We start from the raw sequence: 20252 nt of genomic DNA, 5'->3' as shown, positions 1-20252 counted from the left end.
AGGGACCAACTCGAGCCGTCAGGTGGGCCACATCAAGGTTGCCTGGCATGTTTCGACCCGAGCGTCGTGGCATGAATGTGCACTACCGCGCCCACACTGACGTTCTGCAAGCGTTGCAGCACGTTCTTGACCCGTCCTGCTGCCGCTGAGCCGTGCCCATCGGGAGCAGTCCCGCGAGTTCCCGATAGCTGTGTTTAGTGCTCGGGGGAGTATCAGATTAACGGTGTAAGTGGCGTTTTCGGTTAGTTGTCCTCGCTGGCCGGCATGCGGTCGGCGAAGGTGATGGCGAATGCGTTGAGTGCTGGTTTCCACCGCATTGTCTGTCCATCGTTTCTGTCCGGTGCCGGTCGCTGGACCCGAAGGGTACCGGTCAGACGAAGTGGGCCGTACGCTGGAAGCCAGCGCTCAACGCCCTGGCCATCACGTTCGCCGATCGGATGCCCGCAGCCGAAGAACGCTGACCCGCCGAGCAATCGGAAACCGCCGCTTACACCGAATATCGGACAGACCCCGACAGTCCCACCGAATTACTTTGGTTACTCACGGCTGTGGAGGTAGGCGGTGTAGTCGCGTTGGGCGAGTTTGGCCCAGCCGGTAGTCGTTGCGGTGCTCAGTCCGAGTTGCGTCGCCAGAACCGCCGCGGGCAGGTCGGTGCCCAAAGCGAGGAGCGCGTGGTTTCGGCTGATTCGGCTGGGAACTCCAGCGGCGGTGAGCTTTCGACTCAGGGTGGTCGGGTGTAGCGGATGGTGTGCTCGGCTGCCGGGCAACAGGTAGTGTCCGCGGCCGTCTCTGGTGTACGCGTTCGGATTGTTGGTTGCTTGCCTCGCTAGTACGTCGATGAGATCGGCGAGGCGGTCGGGTAGTTCGATGGGATGGCGCGCCAGGGTGATGTAGCGGCGGGTCTTTCGGCGCTTCAGCGACGAGGTGGTCAAGTTTTGCAGTTGCGACAGTCGGGCGCCGTAGAGAAGAACTAACAGTCCGGCGACGCGGGTAGGCAGATCTGCCGGGGTGTCGCCCGAGAGTAGTGCTGCGATCGTTCGGTGGTGGTCGTGTTCGTCGCCGGTCTGCGACGGTGGCGGGTAGGTGTAGCGGGTGATTGATAGGTTCTGGGCCAGTCCGCGTTGAGTGAGCCAGCCGATGAAGCCGGCGATGTTGTTGGTGCGACGGCGTTGCCCGTCGGTCCAGGCGTCGAGCTTCGATTGAGTGAGATCGCTGATCGTCCATTCGTTCTCATCGAGATGGTCGAGCAGGGTGATTGCCGTGCGGATGCGGTTTCGGGCTGCGTCGGCGGCGGCGTGGGTGAATCGTCGCCGGCGGGATCTGCGGCGGGCACGTCGCAAGATGGCCCAATGCCCGTACGGTCCAATCAGGGCGCTCTGATGTGCTGGCAGAGCGGCGGCGGTTTCGGTGATCCAGGTCCCGAGTCGTTCTATCGGTTCGTCGCGCGCGGGCAGTAGTTCTGCATCGATGAGCACCTCGCGCAGGTGGTGCCGTCCCCACGAGGGTGGGCACTGATCGAGTGCGCTGTGGCTCAGTGGTTCGTCGATCAAGGCCAGACTGCCGAGCAGTGCCGAGGTGGTGGGTTTGCTCAGCCACCGCAGCGTCGATTGCGGTTGTCCTCGGTCCGCTAGATAGTCAGGTAGTGGCTCGAGGCCTGCAGGCACGGATGATCCGTGCGGACCGGTCAGCAGTTCACGTGTGAGCCGGATGATCGAACATCGGTGACAGGTCTGGGCGAAGTGGTGCGGTCCCCCTTTGCCACAGACCCTGCACTCGTAGCCAACCTTCGATCCGGCGCACGGGCCACATATTGGATCCGCCGCAGAGTTTTTCCCGATGAGTGCGCGATCGGTACTGCACTGCGCACATCGCCTCGGGTGGTTCACGGCCGCGCGGTAGCACCGCTGGCAGACCGGGCCCAGCGGCCAATGGGTATGGACTGGATGCGACTGCATGCAGATCCCGCACACCTTCTCCGGCGTGCTCGCGCACCGATGGCATAGATCGGTGGTGCCCGCGTGGGCCCGAATCGCGATCGGCGCGTCGGTGCCGCACTGCCCGCACCGCCGTTGAGGCGCGTTGTAGCAGCGCTGACACAGCTCACCTACATCGCTGGTGGCCTTGATGTGGTCGATGCGTCCGCATCCGGCACAACGCCGTTTGGGCCGTGCGCAATGCACACACAACGGCTCTCCCGTGGCGGTCCTCGTGGACGGTACCTTCTGCTTGCCGCAGCTACCGCACATCTCATGGCGGCGGGCGTTGTAGCAGCGGCGGCACAGCCCGCCTTCGGGTGTGCGTTTGACACGGACCATGATCCGCCCACAGTCAGAGCACGGGTGATGGGGCGGTGCGGCGGCGTTCATGATTCTGTGCGGGGTCGCCGGATCGTGGTGCGGCGCGCCGCAATAGGGGTGGCACCCGCGTCGCGACCCGCGGCCTTCTTCGCTGAAGTGTCAACGATGCGGGGCTCGATCAGATCGTTGGGGGTGCATTCGAGGATGTCGCACAGTGCGACCAGGGTGTGCATGCTCAGTCGTTGGGGCTGGCCGGTCACCAGCCGGTACACCTGTTCGCGTGACAAGGTGATCCCGCGGTCGCTCAGATGCGGTTGAAGGTCGGTCGTGGAGAACATGCCCTGCTCAGCCATTTTGGTGCGCAGGTGCCACAGGTAGTCGATCTGTTTCATGACGTCGTCCCGTGGTCGAAGTGGCGGCCGTAGCGGGCGTGGATCGATTGCATCAGCAGGCCGTTGCGATATTCGTTGCTGACCCCGACGTACACCGCAGTGGTTGAGGAAAGCGCATGCCCTACCTGCTCTTGAATGAACCGTTCGGGGTAGTCGAACTCGACGAGATGGGTGACATAGGAGTGGCGTAGCGAATGCAGGTCCAGCTTCGGGTCCAGGCCGGCGGCATCGCGGGCAGTAGTGAATGCGGCATTGATGGCACGCACACCCAGGCGGCTACCACGTTCGGTTAGAAACAGGGCCGGGTGCTCGTTGTGGTCGAACTCGCTGCGGATCTCGGTGAGGTAGTGGTCGAGAATCTCGACGATCCAGCTCATTTCCGGGACTGTGAGCACGGTGCGCCGTTTTGGTGGTCCACCGCGAGAAGCCTTGCCGGACCGCACGGTCACCGCACCGAACCGCCCGAAGGCGGGGAACTTCGAGTTTCGGCGCAGATCAACAACATCGGACCGCGAGACCTCTCTGCGCCGCATGCCGTACGCGTAGCAGTACTTCAGCGCGACCGCGTCCCGCAGCGCCGGTAGCGCACCCTTGCGGCGGAGGGCCCTGATCTGGCTGACTCGCCCGTCAGCAGCGTCAAACAGCGCCTGGGTCTCGTCATACGTCAACGGCCGTCGGCCCTCATCACCCTCATAATCGGCGACGTGAATGACAGAGTTGTCTTCATGAAAAACCTGCAACGGCGGCTGGCCAAACCGGCTGGCGCACTCGGAGATCCACCCGTACCGGGGGTCGAGCAGATACGAGCAAAACAGACCGATCTCGACCTGGTAGCCACGCACCGTGGAGAACCGCAGAGGATTAGATCCCGAACGCAGGTCACTAACCCAGGCCTCGCCCTCTTCTGGGGTCCATTGCCACGGATACAACCCCGTGAACTCGGCAAACCGTTGGACCAACCGAACCCGTGGCCCGATCGTCGACTCACGCAAGAACCGTGCCCGTTGCTGCTGAGCCCATCCCTGCACCATTGCCTCGAACATAGACCGTTCAGGATCAAGCTCTACAACATTTGATGCCAGCGACTTTCGCGCACCGGCCGCATCTTCACCCGTCACACCACTGTTGTATCAGATGCAACATTGATGCACACAGACCCAATGGTCCTACCAGGACATTTGCGCGCGCATTCAGGAGCATCCGACGGTGAAGCCTGCTGGAAGAGCCAATTCCGTCACCCGGCCAATGATGCATTGGATGAACAATAAATCCCGTTCGCCGAGTGTCTTGATGCGGTCGAGGCCGAATCCTGACCAGTCGCCATCGCCGGCCACCACCACCGGAGCTTGCAGGTAGCCCAAGGGCCATCACGTAGTCACGCGCTGCGTCGTCGGCGCTGATGTCGATCACCCGATAGGTCAGGCCCTCCTTGTCAAGGGCTCTGTAGGCGGCGTAGCACTGCACGCACGCGGGCTTGGTGTAGACGGTGATCGTTTGTAGGTGCCGGGGGTGCTGGGTGTTGCGGTCATAGCGGTGGGCTTCCGCTGTGTCGAACAACGGTTGCGGCTCAGGGAGTTTCGGTTCCTGACGAGCCGCAACCGAAGTGCTGGGATTCGGCGTGGTCAGATCGGGAAGGCGTGGTCGGTGGCGGCTTCAGCCGTGACGTCACAGGGGTGTCGATCACCAATTGAGCGCACCACCCGGGTGTTGGCGGAATTGGCCAGCCAACGATCGAACTGGGCGGTGAAGTCGGCTGGCGAGGCGAAATGGCGGCCCGGCAGAAACGAGGTCTCGGAGAACCGGTTGTTGCGTTCGACCATGCCCCTGCATTCGGGATCGCACACAGATCCCATTGCGAGCACCCTCCGGGCTGATAGACCACCCGGTCAGCGGGATCCACCCCACGGAACTCCAGGCGAATCACCCGCACCCGATCCTTGAGGACCGTCAACGACCTCGACCACCCAATCCCCTGCGCGATCACCTGAATCGCCCGGGCCTGGTGCACGGATAGGTGACAGGGTTAGTCACGCGGCCTGAGGGGCCTCGTGGTTGATGATGGTCTCGAATTCAATGGGGGTCAATCTGCCGAGGCGGTCCTGTCGTCTGCGGCGGTGGTAGGTCCGTTCGATCCAGTGCACGATGGCGGCCCGGAGCTCGTCTCTGGTGGCCCAGGATCGACGGTCGAGGACGTTGTTCTGTAGCAGCGAGAAGAAGCTCTCCATCGCCGCGTTGTCACCACACGCACCGACCCTGCCCATCGACCCGAGCATGCCGTGCCGGGTGATGGCCTTCTGCATCTTCTTCGAACGAAATTGAGACCCTCTATCGCTGTGCAGAACGCAGCCGGCCACGTCCCCTCGCCTGGCGACAGCGCTGTTCAGGGCGGCCACGGCCAGGCGGGACTTCATTCTCGAGTCGATCGAGTACCCGACGATCCGGCCCGAGTAGACGTCCTTGATCGCGCACAGGTACAGCTTGCCCTCGGCCGTCCAGTGCTCGGTGATGTCGGTCAGCCACAGCTCGTTGGGGCCGGGCGCGGTGAAGTCTCTCTTGACGAGATCGTCGTGTACAGGCGGGCCGGCCTTGCGGTGCTTGCCGCGGCCTCTCTTGCTGATGGTGCTGGTCCAGCCGCCGGCGGAGCAGATCCGCCACGCCGTCCGCCGGCACATCTTCTCGCCTGCGGCTTCGGCCTCGTCGGCGAGGTAGCGGTAGCCGAACTCCGGGTCTTCGCGGTGGGCGTCGAACAGGGCGTTGGCCCGGTACGCCTCGGCGAGCTCGGCGTCGGTGATCGGGTTCTTGCGCCACCGGTAGTAGGGCTGGCGAGCGATCTTGAGTACCCGACACGCCACCGTGACGGGGATGCCGTCAGCGGCCAGCTCACTCACGAGCGGGTACCACCTTTTCCCGGCAGATTCGCTTGGGACAGGTACGCCGCCGCCCGGCGTAAGACCTCGTTCTCCTGTTCAAGCAGGCGCACACGCCGCTTGGCCTCGCGCAGCTCACGCGATTCGGCCGACGTGGTGCCGGGCTTGATCCCGGCCTCCACGTCGGCCTTGCGGATCCACTTGTTCAGGGTCATCGGGTGGATACCGAAGTCGGCAGCGATCTGTTCGAGAGTCACACCGTCTTCACGGTTCTGGGCGACGCGGACAACGTCGTCGCGGAACTCCTGGGGATAGGGCTTGGGCACAGCTGGCATCCTTCCAGGCCGCCCGGCAGGGCAAGCCAGATCAGATGTCACCTACTCGTGCACCAGCCCCCCCCCCCGGGTTTGCTGGAGGCTCGGTTAGTTGGTTCCAGCGTTTGCGGGGACCGGGTTCTCACGGTAGCTGGTGACGGTGTGGGTCGACCAGTAGGCGCTCTCGTACTCGACGGGTGGGACGTGTCCGATCTCGCCGTGCAGGCGGCGGTGGTTGAACCATTCGACGTACTCAGCGACGGCGATCTCGACCTCGCCCACACCTGCCCAGCCGCCTCGCGGGCGCATCACGGGGTTACGGATGCATTCGGCTTTGAACAGCGAGTTGAACGCCTCAGCCATCGCGTTGTCGTATGAATCCCCTTTGGAGCCAACAGATGTCACCGCTTCGGCTTCGGCCAGTCGTTCGGTGTAGCGGATGGCTCGGTATTGCACTCCGCGGTCGGAGTGGTGGATCAGCCCGGCCACGTCGTGGCCGGCACGCGACCGTGCCCAGGGATAGCGAGACTCAAGACACGCAAGACCACGCGCAGCGAGGGAGCTGAAACACCCCGGCCGGCTGACCGGGTCAACCGTCAGTTCACCGCGGCGGCACCGAACGCGTTGTGGGTGGCGGACCTGACCTACATCCCGCGCAATGCCGCACAGATCAGGATTGAGGTGGGCCCTTCGTAGTGGTCCAGTTGTTGTGCGACTCTGTTGCCCGAGTGTTTGGGCAGGAAGAATCGACGACGACATGGCAGGTAGCAAGCGCCGGCGGCATACGCCGGATCAGATCATCCGCAAGCTGGCCGAGGGCAACAAGCTCCTCGGGACCGGGCAGGAGTTGGCTGAGGTGTGCCGGCATCTGGAGGTCACAGAGTCGACCTGGCATCGCTGGGTGGCCCAGTACGGGGGCATGAAGGCCAATGACGTCAAACGCCTCAAAGAACTCGAAGCTGAGAACGCTCGGCTCAAGAAGTTGGTCGCCAACCAGGCCCTCGATATCGACATGCTCAAGGAGATTTCGTCGGGAAACTTCTGACCCCGAACCGCAAGCGCAGCGCCGTGACGATGCTGCGTGAGCGGTTCGGGGTATCTGAGCGGCGAGCATGTGCTGTGGTGGGCATCCACCGCTCCACGATGCGACTGCACCCAGCGCCGATCACCGCGGAGGAAGCCGAGCTGCGGTCCTGGCTACGTGGGTTTTCCACCGACCGGCCCCGCTGGGGCTGGCGACGCGCCGCGATCGCCGCGCGCAAAGCGGGCTTCACGGTCAACAACAAACGCATCCGCCGCCTGTGGCGCGAGGAGGGGCTGCGAGTTCCCCAGCGCCGCAGGAAGAAACGGCTCACCGGAATCGGGACCGCGGTTGGGGCGATGTGCCCAATCCGGCCGAACGTGATCTGGGCGATGGACTTCCAATTCGACACCACCGCCGACGGCCGAACCATCAAAATGCTCAACGTGATCGACGAGTTCACCCGCGAAGCCCTGGCGATCCACGTCGACCGCGTCATCAACGCCGATGGCGTGGTTGACGTTCTCGACCGCCTGGCCCTGATACATGGTCCACCGTGCTACGTGCGGTTCGACAACGGACCGGAATTCGTCGCTCACGCCGTCAACGACTGGTGCCGATTCAACGGCACCGGATCACTATTCATCGACCCCGGCTCCCCGTGGCAGAACGCCTGGATCGAATCGTTCAACGGCCGCCTGCGCGACGAGCTGCTCAACTCCTGGCGCTTTGACTCCCTGCGCGAAGCCCGGGTCATCATCGAAGACTGGAGGATCGACTACAACGCCAACCGACCCCATTCGGCCCACCACGGACTCACCCCCGCCGAGTTCGCCCTACAGTGGACCACGACCCACCAACCTCAAGCCGCATAGCGACTGGACCATCGAATGGGTCCCCCTCAGGATCGACTCCGTGTTCATCGCGGTGAGCCGCGACGAACTCCACGATCAGCGCTGTGGGCGGTCGATCTCCGCCGCAAAGAAAGCCGAAGCCTGCTTCAAGATCGTGTTCGCTCGCCGCAGTTCACGGTTCTCCCGCTCCAACGCCGCGATGCGGTCAGCGTCCTCACTCGTGGTGCCCGGGCGGACCGCGCCGTCGATCTCGGCCTGACGAACCCAATTGCGCAACGCCTCGGGATGGACTCCGAGCTGATCGGCGATCCGCTTGATCGCACCTCTCGACGAATCGGGATCTCGTCGCGCTTCACATGCCATCCGGGTGGCCCGGTCCTTGAGTTCCTCACTGTACTTGCGTGGTGCTGCCATGCTCTCCATCCTTCACAGGTTCGAGAGCCTCCGACAGACCCGGGGCGGTTCACCCCTCAGTGATCGGCCGGTTTGTCGACATCACCGCCGATCTACACCGGGTGCGGATCGCGTGCGGCGAGGTCACCGTCGCCGACCATGACCGCAGCTGGGCCAACCACGTCACCATCGCCGACGCACAGCACGTGCGGGCGGCTAAAGAATTGCGCCGCGACTACCGCAACCAACAGCTGCAGAACCGGGCCCGCAATGCCGCGCGCGTACGCACCCACCCCGACGGCCACGAGGTGCCCATCAGAGCGCTACCCGACTACGACGACCTGTTCGGGGTGCACTTCGCCACCCCGCCACCAGGCGGACTCACACCCACCGCATCCACTATCACTGAAGGATGAAACACCATGTCTGACAATTCGATCGGCAAACATATCGAGTTCGCCGCACGGGCGTTGAAGATGCCCACCATCCGCCGCTGCTGGGCCGAGCTGGCTGAGCGGGCACGCGCCGAGAACTGGACCCACGAGCAATACCTTTCCGCGATCCTCGATCGTCAAGTCAGTGAACGCGAAGCCAACGGCACCGCTCTACGGATCAGTGGCGCCCGGTTCCCGGCGATCAAAACCCTTGAGGACTTCACCTTCGACCACGTCCCCGGCCTGCGTCGTGACGTGATCGCCCACCTGGCCACCAGCACCTGGATCGCCAAGAGCGACAACGTCATCCTGCTCGGACCACCAGGAGTAGGCAAAACCCATCTCGCCATCGCGCTCGGCATCAAAGCTGCCCACAACGCCTACCCGGTACTCTTTGACACCGCCACCGGATGGGCCACCCGCCTCACCGAAGCACACGCCACCGGTCGCCTAGCCCACGAACTCAAACGGCTCCGCCGCTACCGACTGCTCATCATCGACGAAATCGGCTACCTGCCGTTCGACTCAGACACCGCGAACCTGTTCTTCCAACTCATCGCCAGCCGCTACGAACAAGGTTCGGTGCTGATCACCTCGAACATGCCCTTCGGTCGCTGGGGCGAAGTCTTCGCCGACGACGTTGTGGCCGCCGCGCTCATCGACCGACTCGTCCACCACGCCGAGGTCATCACCATCGACGGCGACTCCTACCGCACCAAAACCCGACGATAACTCGTCAACACCGACCAGTAACCACACCACAAGGGGGTCAAAATTCAACCGTCGATAAAGGGTCAGTTTTCAGCCGCCGTTGACAATGGCGCATCGAGACCGCGAAGCGATGGGTGCACGCACAGGTTTCGGTCTTCGCGGATGCGTTCCAGCGCACGTTTATCCACGCTGTCGATCAGTTCTAGGAGTTGAGCGCTATCGAGTAGCTTGTTCTCGATCCTCTGCATTGCGCTGGTGCCCTGGGGGGTTAGGCCGTGGTCCTGAGCCTTTTCAATTTCCTCTCGAAGGTCGATGGCGTCTCTGTCGCCGTCGTCTGCCAGGGACCCGATCTTGGCGATGAGATCGGTGGTCACGGCTGTCCACGTGATGGTGATGCTCGCGCGTACGGCGCCGCTGTTGTAGCACTGCCACGCCTCGGTGGCGAGTGTTCTGGTTTCTGGGTTCCATACCTCTTGGATCTGGGTATCGACCGCAATCACTCTCGTAACCCCTCGCAAAGAGACATATCCAGTATGCTGTGGGGAGTCTATCTGGGCGCTGATTTGGGCCTGTAGGTCGACGATGAGGCCGGTCAGCTCGTGCTGTGCTCGACTGACCCGGCGGGCGTTGGCATTCTGGGCGGGTGTGGACTTGGATTCGTATTGACCGCAACGCCCTCGGGGCGGGGTTGCACTTCGCCAACCGTCTGCCCGCTCGCTGTGTGCAGCACCTCAGCACGTGACCGCCAGGGGTCAGAGCGTGAAGATGCCGCTGAGAGTAACTGCCGAACTGCCGCACGGGGTGTGCTTCGGCACCCCGTGGGGCATCAGCCTCGACGGGCTGCTGGCCTCGGTGCTCTGGCACCGCCACAAAGCCGCGGCCGCCGCCCGCGGCGAGGTCCTCACCTACGACCCCCTCGCGGTGCCCGAAGACCTGGAGCTACCGCTGGCGCGCTGCGAGGCCGGGCAGCCGTGGCACTGGATGTGCACCTTCGCCCACACCGTCCCCACCACTCCATATCCCGAACCACGTATGCGGTCCAGCCGTACGGATCACGCTGATCTGCAACGCCTCTCACCCTCGGTACCCTCCACGGTCTCAGACGCCCGCGGGCACTACCGCAAACGCCTGATCCCCGCCGCCGCGACGATCACTGCGACCGCGACGTGGCGCGCGGTCGGCGACCCCGGGAAGATCACCGAGCTGCTCGCCGAGGTCACCGATATCGGCAAGTACCGCACCAGCGGCGAAGGCCGCGTCACCGCCTGGACCATCGAACCGGCACCCGGCGACGACGTCTGGTCCGCTGGCCACGAACACCACCCCGGCGTCCTGGGCCGCAGCACCCCGGCACCGTGCGTCGCTGACCGCCCGGACATCGTCCACGGTGGGCGTTCCCGGATCGCGGTCCGGGCGCCGTACGCCCACCCCAGCCGCCACGCGGACGCGGCCTATCTGCCCGCACCCGACGAGGCGCAGCGGTGACCCGCGTGCGGGGCGGCCGAGCCACGACGCGCACTGCGGTGATCGCGGCGTGCGCGGTCCTCGCCGCCGGCGTGGCCGGCTGTGGGTCGGATCGATCCTCACCGAGATCAACGTCAAAGACACCCTGAGAACAAAGCTCGATGTGGACATGGAAAATTACCTGATCCTGGAGGCTTGTAATCCACCTTTGGCCCATCGCGCTCTGGGAGTCAATCGGCAGATCGGTCTGCTGTTGCCCTGCAATGTCGTGGTCCGCACCGACGCCACCAATCGATCAAACTCGATCGTCGAAGCGATGAATCCCGACCTGATGGTCGAGGTCTCCGGGGAAGCCGAACTTGCACCGGTGGCCACCGACGCGTCAGCCAAACTCTCGGCCGCTATCGCGGCATTGGAAGCCATAGCCTCCACGTGAGTAAACACGTCCAACAGTCCGCGACCGCAACGAGTACCTATGAGCGCAGGGACATTCCATCTTGACCCGGCATGCCCGTTCGCCTTGGCCGCCTCACGGTGGCTGCTCAACGCCGCGCGGCGCCGACATCGAGATTGATTGGCGGCAAATGAGTTTGGCAGTGCTCAACGAGGGCGCAGATGTTCCTGAGCACCAGCAACAGCACCACATAGCGGTCTCTCGCAGGCTGGGTTGTGTCCTGGCCGCTGCACATGACAGGACCGGCGACAGGCACTCGGACCGCTCTGCACCGCCCCGGGGCAGCGTGTGCACCACCAGAGCGCCGACGTCACCACAGCAATGGTGGCCGACGCGCTCTCCGAAAGCGGCCTCGATCCCCAGCTCGCCGACAATCTCCACGACTCCACCTACGTCAGCGCAGTGTGCGTCGCTCACCGGGAAAGCCAAGACGGTCTCGGCGGCTCCGGTGGATCGCACCGAATGAGTCAGCTATCCCGTGTCCACGCATATCGACCCCCGAGCAAGTTGATCAACTCGCCGGGGCCACTATCTGGGGCATACACGTCAGGGCGCATTGCGTTCTACAAGCCCGTCCGCGATTCTCGATGATGCCGCGCCGACTTGTCGGAGAAGCCGTGCCACTCGCGGCATGACCTCCAGATCGCGGTAGACAGCCGCGTGCACAAGCCAGGCCGCAGCTTCAGCCGCAGTGAGCGCGGGAGTGTGGTGGTATTCGTCGGTGGGCTCGATCATCGGTGTCCGGACGAGCGGGAAAAAGACTGTCGTCACAGAGACCCCTGTGCCGCGCAACTCCGACGCTATGCTGCGTCCGAAAGCGGTAATCGCGGCCTTCGATCCCGCGTATGCCGAGAACTTTGGCATGGCGCCCATCGGGATACCCCAGGTGGACACGTTGATGAAGTGACCGCTGCCGCGCTCCTTCATGGCAGGTAGGAACCCTAACGTCAGTTGCACGGGACCGAAGTAGTTGACCGCCATGGTGCGCTGATAATCGTGTAGCCGATCAGTCGAGTCGAGGACCTCGCGGCGAATCGACCGCCCGGCGTTGTTCACGACGATGTCCGGGCAGCCGTATTTATCGAGCACGTACTGGATCAAGCGAGCTGTGTCGTCGGTATCGGAGAGATCCCCCGGACAGGTGTCGGCATAGCCGCCCTCGGCCCGGATACGCGTGACGAGTTCGTCGAGGCTGTCGGCACGACGCGCCACCGTCAGGACGTGGGCTCCACGACGGGCGAACTCTTCAGCTGCCGCAGCACCGATGCCCGACGACGAGCCAGTGACGAGGACGGTCAAGTTTTGTAGCCGTTTAGCCGGCGATCTGGTGCGAAGTGTGTTGACGAGCTCGACCGGCGTGCGTGGTCGTTGTAAAGCAGTATGCGCGACTCGGGCTGGCACGTATTTCACGGCTACTGTCACCATGGGTGGAACCGTAGATCACGAGGCCCCGCAGCACCAGTGCCCGGCCGTCCGCTGGGGTGCAAACGCTGTCTGTCGGCGCGATCGCTGCCGCTGGCTTCACCAGCGAATCCAGCGCAGCCGGAACCGATTCCGCATCTTTTCCCCGAACAAAGTTGTGCTGCAGGCGATTACATCGCCTAACGGAACAACGTGTCGATCTCTGTACGTCAGGCGAGCGCTGGCGATCAAAGAATGTAAACGTGGACCGCTGTGGCCACAGGTCCCAGCTTGCAACGAGGGGACCTGAAAAGTCGAACTCAGAACCGGCGAGCGACCTTACGTTACGCGCTGCTCGTACGAACACGCGTGCATCCGATGCTTTAGGTCAGCCCGGTCTGAGGGGGACCCATTCGATGGTCCAGTCGCTATGCGGCTTGAGGTTGGTGGGTCGTGGTCCACTGTAGGGCGAACTCGGCGGGGGTGAGTCCGTGGTGGGCCGAATGGGGTCGGTTGGCGTTGTAGTCGATCCTCCAGTCTTCGATGATGACCCGGGCTTCGCGCAGGGAGTCAAAGCGCCAGGAGTTGAGCAGCTCGTCGCGCAGGCGGCCGTTGAACGATTCGATCCAGGCGTTCTGCCACGGGGAGCCGGGGTCGATGAATAGTGATCCGGTGCCGTTGAATCGGCACCAGTCGTTGACGGCGTGAGCGACGAATTCCGGTCCGTTGTCGAACCGCACGTAGCACGGTGGACCATGTATCAGGGCCAGGCGGTCGAGAACGTCAACCACGCCATCGGCGTTGATGACGCGGTCGACGTGGATCACCAGGGCTTCGCGGGTGAACTCGTCGATCACGTTGAGCATTTTGATGGTTCGGCCGTCGGCGGTGGTGTCGAATTGGAAGTCCATCGCCCAGATCACGTTCGGCCGGATTGGGCACATCGCCCCAACCGCGGTCCCGATTCCGGTGAGCCGTTTCTTCCTGCGGCGCTGGGGAACTCGCAGCCCCTCCTCACGCCACAGGCGGCGGATGCGTTTGTTGTTGACCGTGAAGCCCGCTTTGCGCGCGGCGATCGCGGCGCGTCGCCAGCCCCAGCGGGGCCGGTCGGTGGAAAACCCACGTAGCCAGGACCGCAGCTCGGCTTCCTCCGCGGTGATCGGCGCTGGGTGCAGTCGCATCGTGGAGCGGTGGATGCCCACCACAGCACATGCTCGCCGCTCAGATACCCCGAACCGCTCACGCAGCATCGTCACGGCGCTGCGCTTGCGGTTCGGGGTCAGAAGTTTCCCGACGAAATCTCCTTGAGCATGTCGATATCGAGGGCCTGGTTGGCGACCAACTTCTTGAGCCGAGCGTTCTCAGCTTCGAGTTCTTTGAGGCGTTTGACGTCATTGGCCTTCATGCCCCCGTACTGGGCCACCCAGCGATGCCAGGTCGACTCTGTGACCTCCAGATGCCGGCACACCTCAGCCAACTCCTGCCCGGTCCCGAGGAGCTTGTTGCCCTCGGCCAGCTTGCGGATGATCTGATCCGGCGTATGCCGCCGGCGCTTGCTACCTGCCATGTCGTCGTCGATTCTTCCTGCCCAAACACTCGGGCAACAGAGTCGCACAACAACTGGACCACTACGAAGGGCCCACCTCAGGTCGTCAACCGAAATAACGAACTCGGAGCAGACCTGCGAGCCCCGCAGAGCCACTGCCGCACATAGGGACGGGCCGGACACGTCATCGAGGGTCAACAGGGCCGGTGTTCCGTCGTGCCGGCTGGTCAATTCGGGCAGAAGTATCCAAACCGCGAATGGGGTACTGCAAGTACCTGGTACTGTGCGAACACCCATCGCGGAGGGCTGTTCAGCAAGGTGAAGGAGAATCAGTATCGCTACGGAACTTGCTGGTCGTGCGACAGACAGTCTTGCGACCTTCGGAAACACGATTGCCCTCGCCGGCCAGGCATTACGGTGGGCCGTGCACGACATTGTCACCGGACGGTTTCCTTTCCGGGAGGTCGTTGTACAGACCTGGTTCGTCATCACCGTCACGACGTTGCCGGCGATCCTGGTGGCGATTCCGTTCGGCGTTATCGTCTCGGTGCAGGTCGGAAGTCTGACCCAGCAGGTCGGGGCCACGTCCATCGCCGGCGCCGCTGGTGGACTCGGGATCATTCAGCAGGGGGCACCGATCGTCACAGCCCTTCTGCTCGGTGGTGCGGCAGGGTCAGCCATCGCCTCTGACCTCGGCGCACGCACCGTCCGTGAAGAAATCGATGCCATGGAAACTCTTGGACTCAACCCGACCCGTCGAGTCGTCGCACCGCGGTTCGTTGCGGTTCTCATCGTCGCTCCAATGTTGTGCATGCTGATCGTGTTTACCGGTCTCGTGGCCGGCTACATCCTGAGCGTCAACGTCCAGGGCATCACGCCCGGAAGTTACGTCGCCTCGTTCGCCTCGTTCGCCTCGTCGGCGGACATCCTGGTGGCACTGATCAAGTCATTGGTGTTCGGTCTCGTGGTCGTGGCGATCGCATGTCACCGGGGTCTGTCCACGAAAGGCGGCCCGAAGGGTGTGGCCCAATCTGTCAACGCCACCGTGGTCCTGGGGGTGGTGGCGTGCTTCGTCATCAACGTGGTCATCACCCAGCTGACAATCATGTTCGTCCCGCAGACCATCGGATGACGGAGAACACGTGACCGCAGTACCATCCACCCGTTTCACTTCGGTCACTCGTCCGATCGTGCGTTCTGTGACGCCCCTCGCCGAAGTCCCCGCACAACTCGGGCACATCACCACGTTCATCATCGACACCGTCGCAGGAATTCGTCACGTCGCGACCACCTATCGACGACAGACGCTCTTGTACATACAGGAGTTTGCCTGGGGACGAGGCGCTGTTCTGGTCGGCGGGGGTACCGCAGTCGTGCTGGTCATTCTCGGAATGGCTGTCGGGGCATCTATCGGCATCCAGGGTTACGCCTCGCTGGACCTGGTGGGGATGGGGTCTCTTACCGGGTTCATCTCGTCATACGCCAACACTCGGGAGTTGGCACCGATGATCGCTGCGATCGGCTTTGCGGCCCAGGCCGGCTGTCGCCTCACTGCGGAGATCGGTTCGATGCGCATCGCCGAAGAGATCGACGCACTCGAATCGATGGCGGTGCGGCCGATTCCATACGTCGTCAGCACACGCGTGGTCGCAGCGATCACCACCATCATCCCGCTCTACATCGTGACGCTGATACTAAGTTTCGCCGCGGCCAAGCTGGTCGTCATCCTGCTACACGGCCAGTCAGGTGGCACCTACGACTTCTATTTCAATGCGTTCCTCAAACCGCAGGATCTGGCGTTCTCAGTCATCAAGGTCCTGATTTTCGTAGTTTCGGTCGTCATCATCCACAGCTACCAGGGTTTCTACGCCACCGGTGGAGCAGAAGGCGTCGGCCGCGCGTCTGGTCGAGCGATCCGCAGCAGTCTCATCGTCATTGTTGTGGAGGACATGATCTTGACCCTGCTGATGTGGGGCTTCGATTCGGGCGTCAGGATTTCGGGCTAGGGGTTGAAGTGGCTGTTTATAAAGATCCGTCAGGGCGCGCGCCCTCAATAACAAATTTGACACTGCGTGGGATTGGGGTCCTCGTCGTAGTGGTGGTTGCGGCCTATTTTCTGGTGTCAAACGCAACCGGAAAATTTGAAGATAACAAGACAGTGACGATCACCACCGACGCGATTGGTGACGGGTTGAAGGGCGGATCGGAGGTGAAGTATCGGGGCCTCACGGTGGGCAAGGTGTCCTCGGTGTCGGTGCGCGACCAAAGCACGTCTGTGAAAATTGAGCTCACCGGAGCGAACGACGACATCCGGTTGCGTCAGGGCTTGGCGGTGAATTACACGTCCGCCAGCGCGCTGGGGCCGACGGCACTGGATATTGTCGACCCCGGGCAGGGAGCGCTCATCCGTGATGGCGGCAGTGTCTATGTGAGCAAGCAGCAGTCCGAACAAACGTCGGTCTCGACCCTGATTCGAAAACTTTCCAAGCTGGTCAATGCTCTCGATCAGCCGGCGTTCAATTCTGTGGTGAAGTTTGTCGTCGACGATTCCCAAACGTTTGCCGACGCCGGCAAACTCATGTTCCAGATCGCACAGCTCACTCGGGACGTTCAACAGCGGCCAGTGGGCCAGGATTTGGCGATCGCGGCAGACGTGTCCGAGGGTGTTGCCGACTTCATGAAGCCGTTCATTCCGGGCATCCTCATAAACGTCGACATCGCTGACTTCTTCGCCACCGACGAGGCCATCAAACAGACCAAGGGCAACCTCAACGACACCGGCGAGGTCCTGTTCGGCGCACTCGGAGGACTGTTGAACAAAAACTACCCGGCGTTGAGTTCACTACTGGACGTCGGCCTCGATCTGGCGAGGCCAGTCGCCAGATCGGCCTCGGGGCTCGCGCGGACCGTTTACACCATCCCGCAGATCCTGGACAGCATCGACAAGGCCACGCCGCAGGTCGGCGAGCGAGTACAACTTCAGGTCGCCCTGGTAGTGCAGACGTCACCTGCGCTGCAGAGCGCGCTTGCAGTAGGCGGACCGAGGTAGATGAAGCTCAAGTCGATAACTCCCACCATCATCAAGATCGTCGCGTTCGCCGCAGTCATCGGCGTTCTCACCTACGTGATCATCGCCATCCTCCAACCCAGCTCGGATGGACCGAGTTCTGAACGATCAGCGGTCTTCTCCGATGCCTCCGGGCTCAAACCTCGCGACGGTGTGCGGCTGGCTGGAGTCAAGGTCGGTTATGTGACGGCGATCGACCTGAACGGGCCCACGGCGGTCGTTCATTTCCAACTGAACGACGACATCACGATCACATCGAAAACCACCGCCGCCGTGCGTTATCAGAATCTTCTCGGACAGCGATATGTCGAATTGATCGGTGCGGCACAGGGGAAGACACAGGGGGAACTCACACAGGTGGCGCTCGACAAGACCATTCCCTCATTTGATGTGTCCACCTTGTTCAACGGATTCAAGCCGGTGTTCGACACGCTTAATGCCGACGAGATCAATGAACTGCAGTCCAATTTATTGCGCGTTGCTCAAGGTGATGGAAGGGGCATATCGCCTGTTCTGAAGCAGATCGCCAACATCACCGCCTACGGGAACCAGCGGTCTGAGATCATCACGAATATTGTGACGAGTCTCGGCCAGGTCTCCGACCAGCTCGAAGGCCGCTCGGCGGAGATGGTCGAACTCGTCGACAAGCTGGGATCGATCGTCGACGCCTTCAGCCGCGTGAGTGACCGGCTGCGAGAGTCGCTACGCGAGGTCAACCGGTCCATGTCGAAGACGGTCCTCACCGGCGAGCAACTCGAGTCAACGTACGACCAGAGTTTCGCGGCGATCTATCAGCGTCTGGCGCGAGAACCCGGGGAGTTAGAGGGTCTACTCAACGGTGCGGTGCTGCTCAAGCCCCTTATGGACTCGCTCACCGCTGCGACGAACTCCACGCCGAGCGAGGCGCAATGTTCGAAAGGTCTCCTGCCCCTGCCGGATACAGCGCAGATTGCGCTTATGGGGCAACGATTGGTGGTGTGTAAGTGAGGTTGTTCAATCGAAATCGATCGCATCACCAGCCCGAACGCAGACGCGACCTCATCGTCGCCGGTGTGGTGGTGGTGACCGTGGTGGTCGGTCTGGTCATCGCCGGGGCCGTGTATATCGCACCGCCCGGTCAAAAGGTGTACTCGGCCCATCTGGTCAACACCGGCGGGCTGGAGTCGGGTGATCAGGTGCGTATAGCGGGGATAAGACAAGGGAGGGTGTCGTCGGTGGACCTCACGGGAACGGTTATCACAGTCAAATTTCGACTCGACGACTCGGTGTCAGTCCGTTCGGATGCTACCGCAGCGGTTCGCCTGATCACGCCGATCGGCGGGCGAGTTCTCGATCTGGACCCAGGGTCAGGACCGACCGCGCTGTCGGGGGCCATCCCCCTTGTTCAGACATCGAGTACCTACGACATCTCCAACACGCTCGAGACGACGACGCCGGTGTTCCGTGATGTGAACGGCGTCGATCTCCGTCAAACTGCGGCGCTGCTGCAGAATGCGTTCTCCGACGGCAACACAAACATTCCCGACGCACTGAGGAACACCAGCAGTCTGATGGACCTCCTAGAGCGACAGTACGGTCAGCTCGACAAAACGGTCGCTCTATCGGATGAATACGTCAAAGCTTTCGCCGACCAAAAACAGGTGCTAGTCGACTTTCTCCGTCAACTCAGCTTCCTGGCCAGGACGCTGGGACCTGATATCCAGAACGTCCGCGACGGGTTCGACTATCTCAGGCGTCTGTTCAAACTCCTGACGAGGCCGCTCGTGGCGTACCGCGATGGCATCGAACCGTCCGTGCAACAGTTCAAGACGCTCCTGGACAAGGTGTCGACAGAGATGCCGGGCTACTCCAATGCCCTGACACAGATCGATCAGATCACTCAGCGCCTCGGCGTCCTCCTCCAGGCGCCGGTCGGTGCGCCGGCCACCACAGAACCAGAGGTTCGTGTGTGCATTCCGAGTGGTGACGACAAATGCTGACCACCTGGGTCCGAAGACTGCTGCTCCTGATCGCCGTGGTGGTGGTCATCGCTGGTATCGGGATAGGCCGGACAGCGTCCGACGACACGCGCGCCCTGTGCGCAGAGTTCACCGATGCATCGGGCCTCTTCGAAGGCAACGCAGTCGCCATGCTCGGCAAGAAGGTGGGCAGCGTCGTCGGGGTGCACCAGAATAAAGGTCAGTCCGGTGTGAGGATCGACATGCGGGTCGACAAGAGCGTGCCGCTGTCTGCCGACGTCGGCGCGACTCTGGTGTCGACATCCATCGTGACCGAACGTCAGATCGAGTTCACCAAGCCGTACTCCGGTGGAGCCCGATACGAGACGAATCAGTGCATTCCGTTGAGTAAGACGAGAACCCCGCTGGGAATCAGTCAGACGCTCGACTCGATCAGCGACTTGTCCGAGGACCTGGTCAAGGACAACGGCAGAAACACCGACGCCGTCCTGCAGTCCCTCAAGCTCGTTTCCCGCAATCTGGAAGGGACCCAGGGTGACGTGGCCGGGATCATCAAGGACTCTGCCACGCTCATCAACGACCCGGCCAAGCGGGATGGACAGGTTCGCAGGATCGTCGGGAACCTCGCAACACTGACGGGGGTGGCAGCCGAGAACGACAAAGAGGTGACCGCCCTCTTCGACAACTTCGTGGGTGCCATCAATGTCATCGTCGCGTTCGGCCAGACGTTCGGCGCGGCAGTCGAGTACGCGGGGACGTTCGTACCGATCCTCTCGCGGCTCGCAACGGATTTCGGGCCCCCAATATTCGCGATCGGTGATGCTGCCGTTCCGCTCATCGCCGGCATGGGAGAGCAGCCGGACATGGTGGCAGCGGTCGCAGCCCGCACGGCAGACCTCATCATGAAACACCCCGATGCCAAGTCGATCGTGCAGGCGTTCGCAGTGTCGCTGCCTTTGCGAAGCCTCGTCAGTGGCTGCGCCGCGCCGGTGGCAAACGGCGTCTGCGGGCCCGGCGATGCATCAAGGACGATCGCCGGGATGATGGGGGGAGGGGCCTGATGATCTCAGTCAACCGGG

Annotated in this window: 20 protein-coding genes and 5 pseudogenes; 13 read left to right on the top strand and 12 right to left on the bottom strand. The window is 62.6% G+C overall.

All coding sequences use genetic code 11. The features are described 5' to 3' along the window. Window positions 1-242: 242 nt before the first annotated feature. Window positions 243-329: pseudogene (locus tag GKZ92_RS23990) on the bottom strand (hypothetical protein); the annotation flags it as partial. A gap of 15 nt (window positions 330-344) precedes the next feature. Between GKZ92_RS23990 and GKZ92_RS23620 the strand changes: the two are divergent. Next, window positions 345-461: pseudogene (locus GKZ92_RS23620) on the top strand (hypothetical protein); the annotation flags it as partial. A 75-nt stretch (window positions 462-536) separates the two neighbouring features. Here GKZ92_RS23620 and GKZ92_RS00365 read toward each other — a convergent pair. The 7 genes and pseudogenes from GKZ92_RS00365 to GKZ92_RS23525 all read right to left on the bottom strand — a co-directional run. Next, a complete protein-coding gene (locus GKZ92_RS00365) occupies window positions 537-1664 on the bottom strand; it encodes a hypothetical protein (protein ID WP_006357308.1) in 1128 nt (375 codons plus the stop codon). A 698-nt stretch (window positions 1665-2362) separates the two neighbouring features. After that, the gene (locus tag GKZ92_RS00360) at window positions 2363-2689 is read right to left on the bottom strand and encodes a helix-turn-helix domain-containing protein (RefSeq protein ID WP_006357307.1); all 327 of its coding nucleotides are present in this window, start codon (window positions 2687-2689) and stop codon (window positions 2363-2365) included. Next, on the bottom strand, window positions 2686-3732 hold the full coding sequence (locus GKZ92_RS00355; RefSeq protein ID WP_035756103.1) for a tyrosine-type recombinase/integrase: 1047 nt from the start codon (window positions 3730-3732) through the stop codon (window positions 2686-2688). The genes GKZ92_RS00360 and GKZ92_RS00355 overlap by 4 nt, the downstream gene beginning before the upstream one ends. 147 nt (window positions 3733-3879) lie before the next feature. Continuing rightward, a pseudogene (gene nrdH / locus GKZ92_RS00350) lies at window positions 3880-4180 on the bottom strand (glutaredoxin-like protein NrdH). Between the two features lie 131 nt (window positions 4181-4311). Further along, entirely contained in the window at window positions 4312-4509 is a 198-nt protein-coding gene (locus GKZ92_RS23615) for a hypothetical protein (protein WP_006357305.1), read from the bottom strand. 207 nt (window positions 4510-4716) lie between these two features. After that, window positions 4717-5882 (bottom strand): IS3 family transposase gene (locus tag GKZ92_RS00340; protein ID WP_085948641.1). Its coding sequence is split into 2 segments (ribosomal slippage): window positions 4717-5595 and window positions 5598-5882, totalling 1164 coding nucleotides; the frame shifts between segments, so codons are not numbered across the junction. A 96-nt stretch (window positions 5883-5978) separates the two neighbouring features. Beyond that, a pseudogene (locus tag GKZ92_RS23525) lies at window positions 5979-6353 on the bottom strand (integrase core domain-containing protein); the annotation flags it as partial. Between the two features lie 274 nt (window positions 6354-6627). Between GKZ92_RS23525 and GKZ92_RS00335 the strand changes: the two are divergent. Then, a protein-coding gene (locus GKZ92_RS00335; protein ID WP_085948638.1) for an IS3 family transposase occupies window positions 6628-7766 on the top strand; the annotation gives its coding sequence in 2 pieces (ribosomal slippage) (window positions 6628-6898 and window positions 6898-7766; 1140 coding nt in all). A 75-nt stretch (window positions 7767-7841) separates the two neighbouring features. Here the strand turns inward: GKZ92_RS00335 and GKZ92_RS00330 are convergent. Then, window positions 7842-8159: a transposase gene (locus GKZ92_RS00330; protein ID WP_035756199.1), complete on the bottom strand. Its 318-nt coding sequence runs from the start codon at window positions 8157-8159 to the stop codon at window positions 7842-7844. Between the two features lie 59 nt (window positions 8160-8218). On the opposite strand from GKZ92_RS00330, the gene GKZ92_RS00325 reads away from it, so the two are divergent. Both GKZ92_RS00325 and istB read left to right on the top strand, forming a co-directional pair. Next, window positions 8219-8554: a Mu transposase domain-containing protein gene (locus tag GKZ92_RS00325; protein WP_040004363.1), complete on the top strand. Its 336-nt coding sequence runs from the start codon at window positions 8219-8221 to the stop codon at window positions 8552-8554. 6 nt (window positions 8555-8560) lie between these two features. Then, a complete protein-coding gene (gene istB / locus GKZ92_RS00320) occupies window positions 8561-9304 on the top strand; it encodes an IS21-like element helper ATPase IstB (RefSeq protein ID WP_155224889.1) in 744 nt (247 codons plus the stop codon). Between the two features lie 62 nt (window positions 9305-9366). Here istB and GKZ92_RS00315 read toward each other — a convergent pair whose 3' ends face one another. After that, the gene (locus GKZ92_RS00315; RefSeq protein ID WP_035756068.1) at window positions 9367-9783 is read right to left on the bottom strand and encodes a hypothetical protein; all 417 of its coding nucleotides are present in this window, start codon (window positions 9781-9783) and stop codon (window positions 9367-9369) included. 265 nt (window positions 9784-10048) lie between these two features. Here GKZ92_RS00315 and GKZ92_RS00310 point away from each other — a divergent pair, with 265 nt between their 5' ends. The 3 genes and pseudogenes from GKZ92_RS00310 to GKZ92_RS23985 form a co-directional block, all read left to right on the top strand. Then, window positions 10049-10768, top strand: a complete 720-nt coding sequence (locus tag GKZ92_RS00310) for a hypothetical protein (RefSeq protein WP_006358896.1) — start codon at window positions 10049-10051, stop codon at window positions 10766-10768. A gap of 49 nt (window positions 10769-10817) precedes the next feature. Next, on the top strand, window positions 10818-11183 hold the full coding sequence (locus GKZ92_RS00305; RefSeq protein ID WP_006358895.1) for a DUF302 domain-containing protein: 366 nt from the start codon (window positions 10818-10820) through the stop codon (window positions 11181-11183). A gap of 276 nt (window positions 11184-11459) precedes the next feature. Next, a pseudogene (locus tag GKZ92_RS23985) lies at window positions 11460-11792 on the top strand (mycothiol-dependent nitroreductase Rv2466c family protein); the annotation flags it as partial. Here the strand turns inward: GKZ92_RS23985 and GKZ92_RS00300 are convergent. Together GKZ92_RS00300 and GKZ92_RS00295 are read right to left on the bottom strand one after the other, a co-directional pair. Next, window positions 11748-12626, bottom strand: coding sequence for an SDR family NAD(P)-dependent oxidoreductase (locus tag GKZ92_RS00300; RefSeq protein ID WP_075863886.1), 879 nt, complete (start codon window positions 12624-12626; stop codon window positions 11748-11750). The pseudogene GKZ92_RS23985 and the gene GKZ92_RS00300 overlap by 45 nt on opposite strands. Window positions 12627-13030: 404 nt before the next feature. Next, a protein-coding gene (locus tag GKZ92_RS00295; protein WP_085950464.1) for an IS3 family transposase occupies window positions 13031-14169 on the bottom strand; the annotation gives its coding sequence in 2 pieces (ribosomal slippage) (window positions 13031-13899 and window positions 13899-14169; 1140 coding nt in all). A gap of 403 nt (window positions 14170-14572) precedes the next feature. Here GKZ92_RS00295 and GKZ92_RS00290 point away from each other — a divergent pair. Genes GKZ92_RS00290 through GKZ92_RS00265 form a run of 6 tightly spaced genes read left to right on the top strand, consistent with a single transcriptional unit; the run spans window position 14573 to window position 20234 of the window. Further along, the gene (locus tag GKZ92_RS00290) at window positions 14573-15280 is read left to right on the top strand and encodes an MlaE family ABC transporter permease (protein ID WP_006359633.1); all 708 of its coding nucleotides are present in this window, start codon (window positions 14573-14575) and stop codon (window positions 15278-15280) included. 10 nt (window positions 15281-15290) lie between these two features. Next, the gene (locus GKZ92_RS00285) at window positions 15291-16154 is read left to right on the top strand and encodes an ABC transporter permease (protein ID WP_006359632.1); all 864 of its coding nucleotides are present in this window, start codon (window positions 15291-15293) and stop codon (window positions 16152-16154) included. An 8-nt stretch (window positions 16155-16162) separates the two neighbouring features. Then, window positions 16163-17197, top strand: coding sequence for an MlaD family protein (locus GKZ92_RS00280; RefSeq protein WP_040004233.1), 1035 nt, complete (start codon window positions 16163-16165; stop codon window positions 17195-17197). Next, entirely contained in the window at window positions 17198-18202 is a 1005-nt protein-coding gene (locus GKZ92_RS00275) for an MlaD family protein (RefSeq protein ID WP_155224888.1), read from the top strand. After that, entirely contained in the window at window positions 18199-19194 is a 996-nt protein-coding gene (locus tag GKZ92_RS00270; protein WP_042378899.1) for an MlaD family protein, read from the top strand. Before GKZ92_RS00275 ends, GKZ92_RS00270 begins: the two co-directional genes overlap by 4 nt. Beyond that, window positions 19188-20234: an MlaD family protein gene (locus GKZ92_RS00265; RefSeq protein ID WP_042378896.1), complete on the top strand. Its 1047-nt coding sequence runs from the start codon at window positions 19188-19190 to the stop codon at window positions 20232-20234. Before GKZ92_RS00270 ends, GKZ92_RS00265 begins: the two co-directional genes overlap by 7 nt. Window positions 20235-20252: the final 18 nt, after the last annotated feature.

The sequence above is a fragment of the Gordonia sp. 135 genome, from assembly GCF_009720185.1.
Classification (GTDB): Bacteria; Actinomycetota; Actinomycetes; order Mycobacteriales; family Mycobacteriaceae; genus Gordonia; species Gordonia alkanivorans.
Note: the sequence above shows the minus strand (reverse complement) of the source record. Positions and strands in the feature narration are given on the sequence as shown.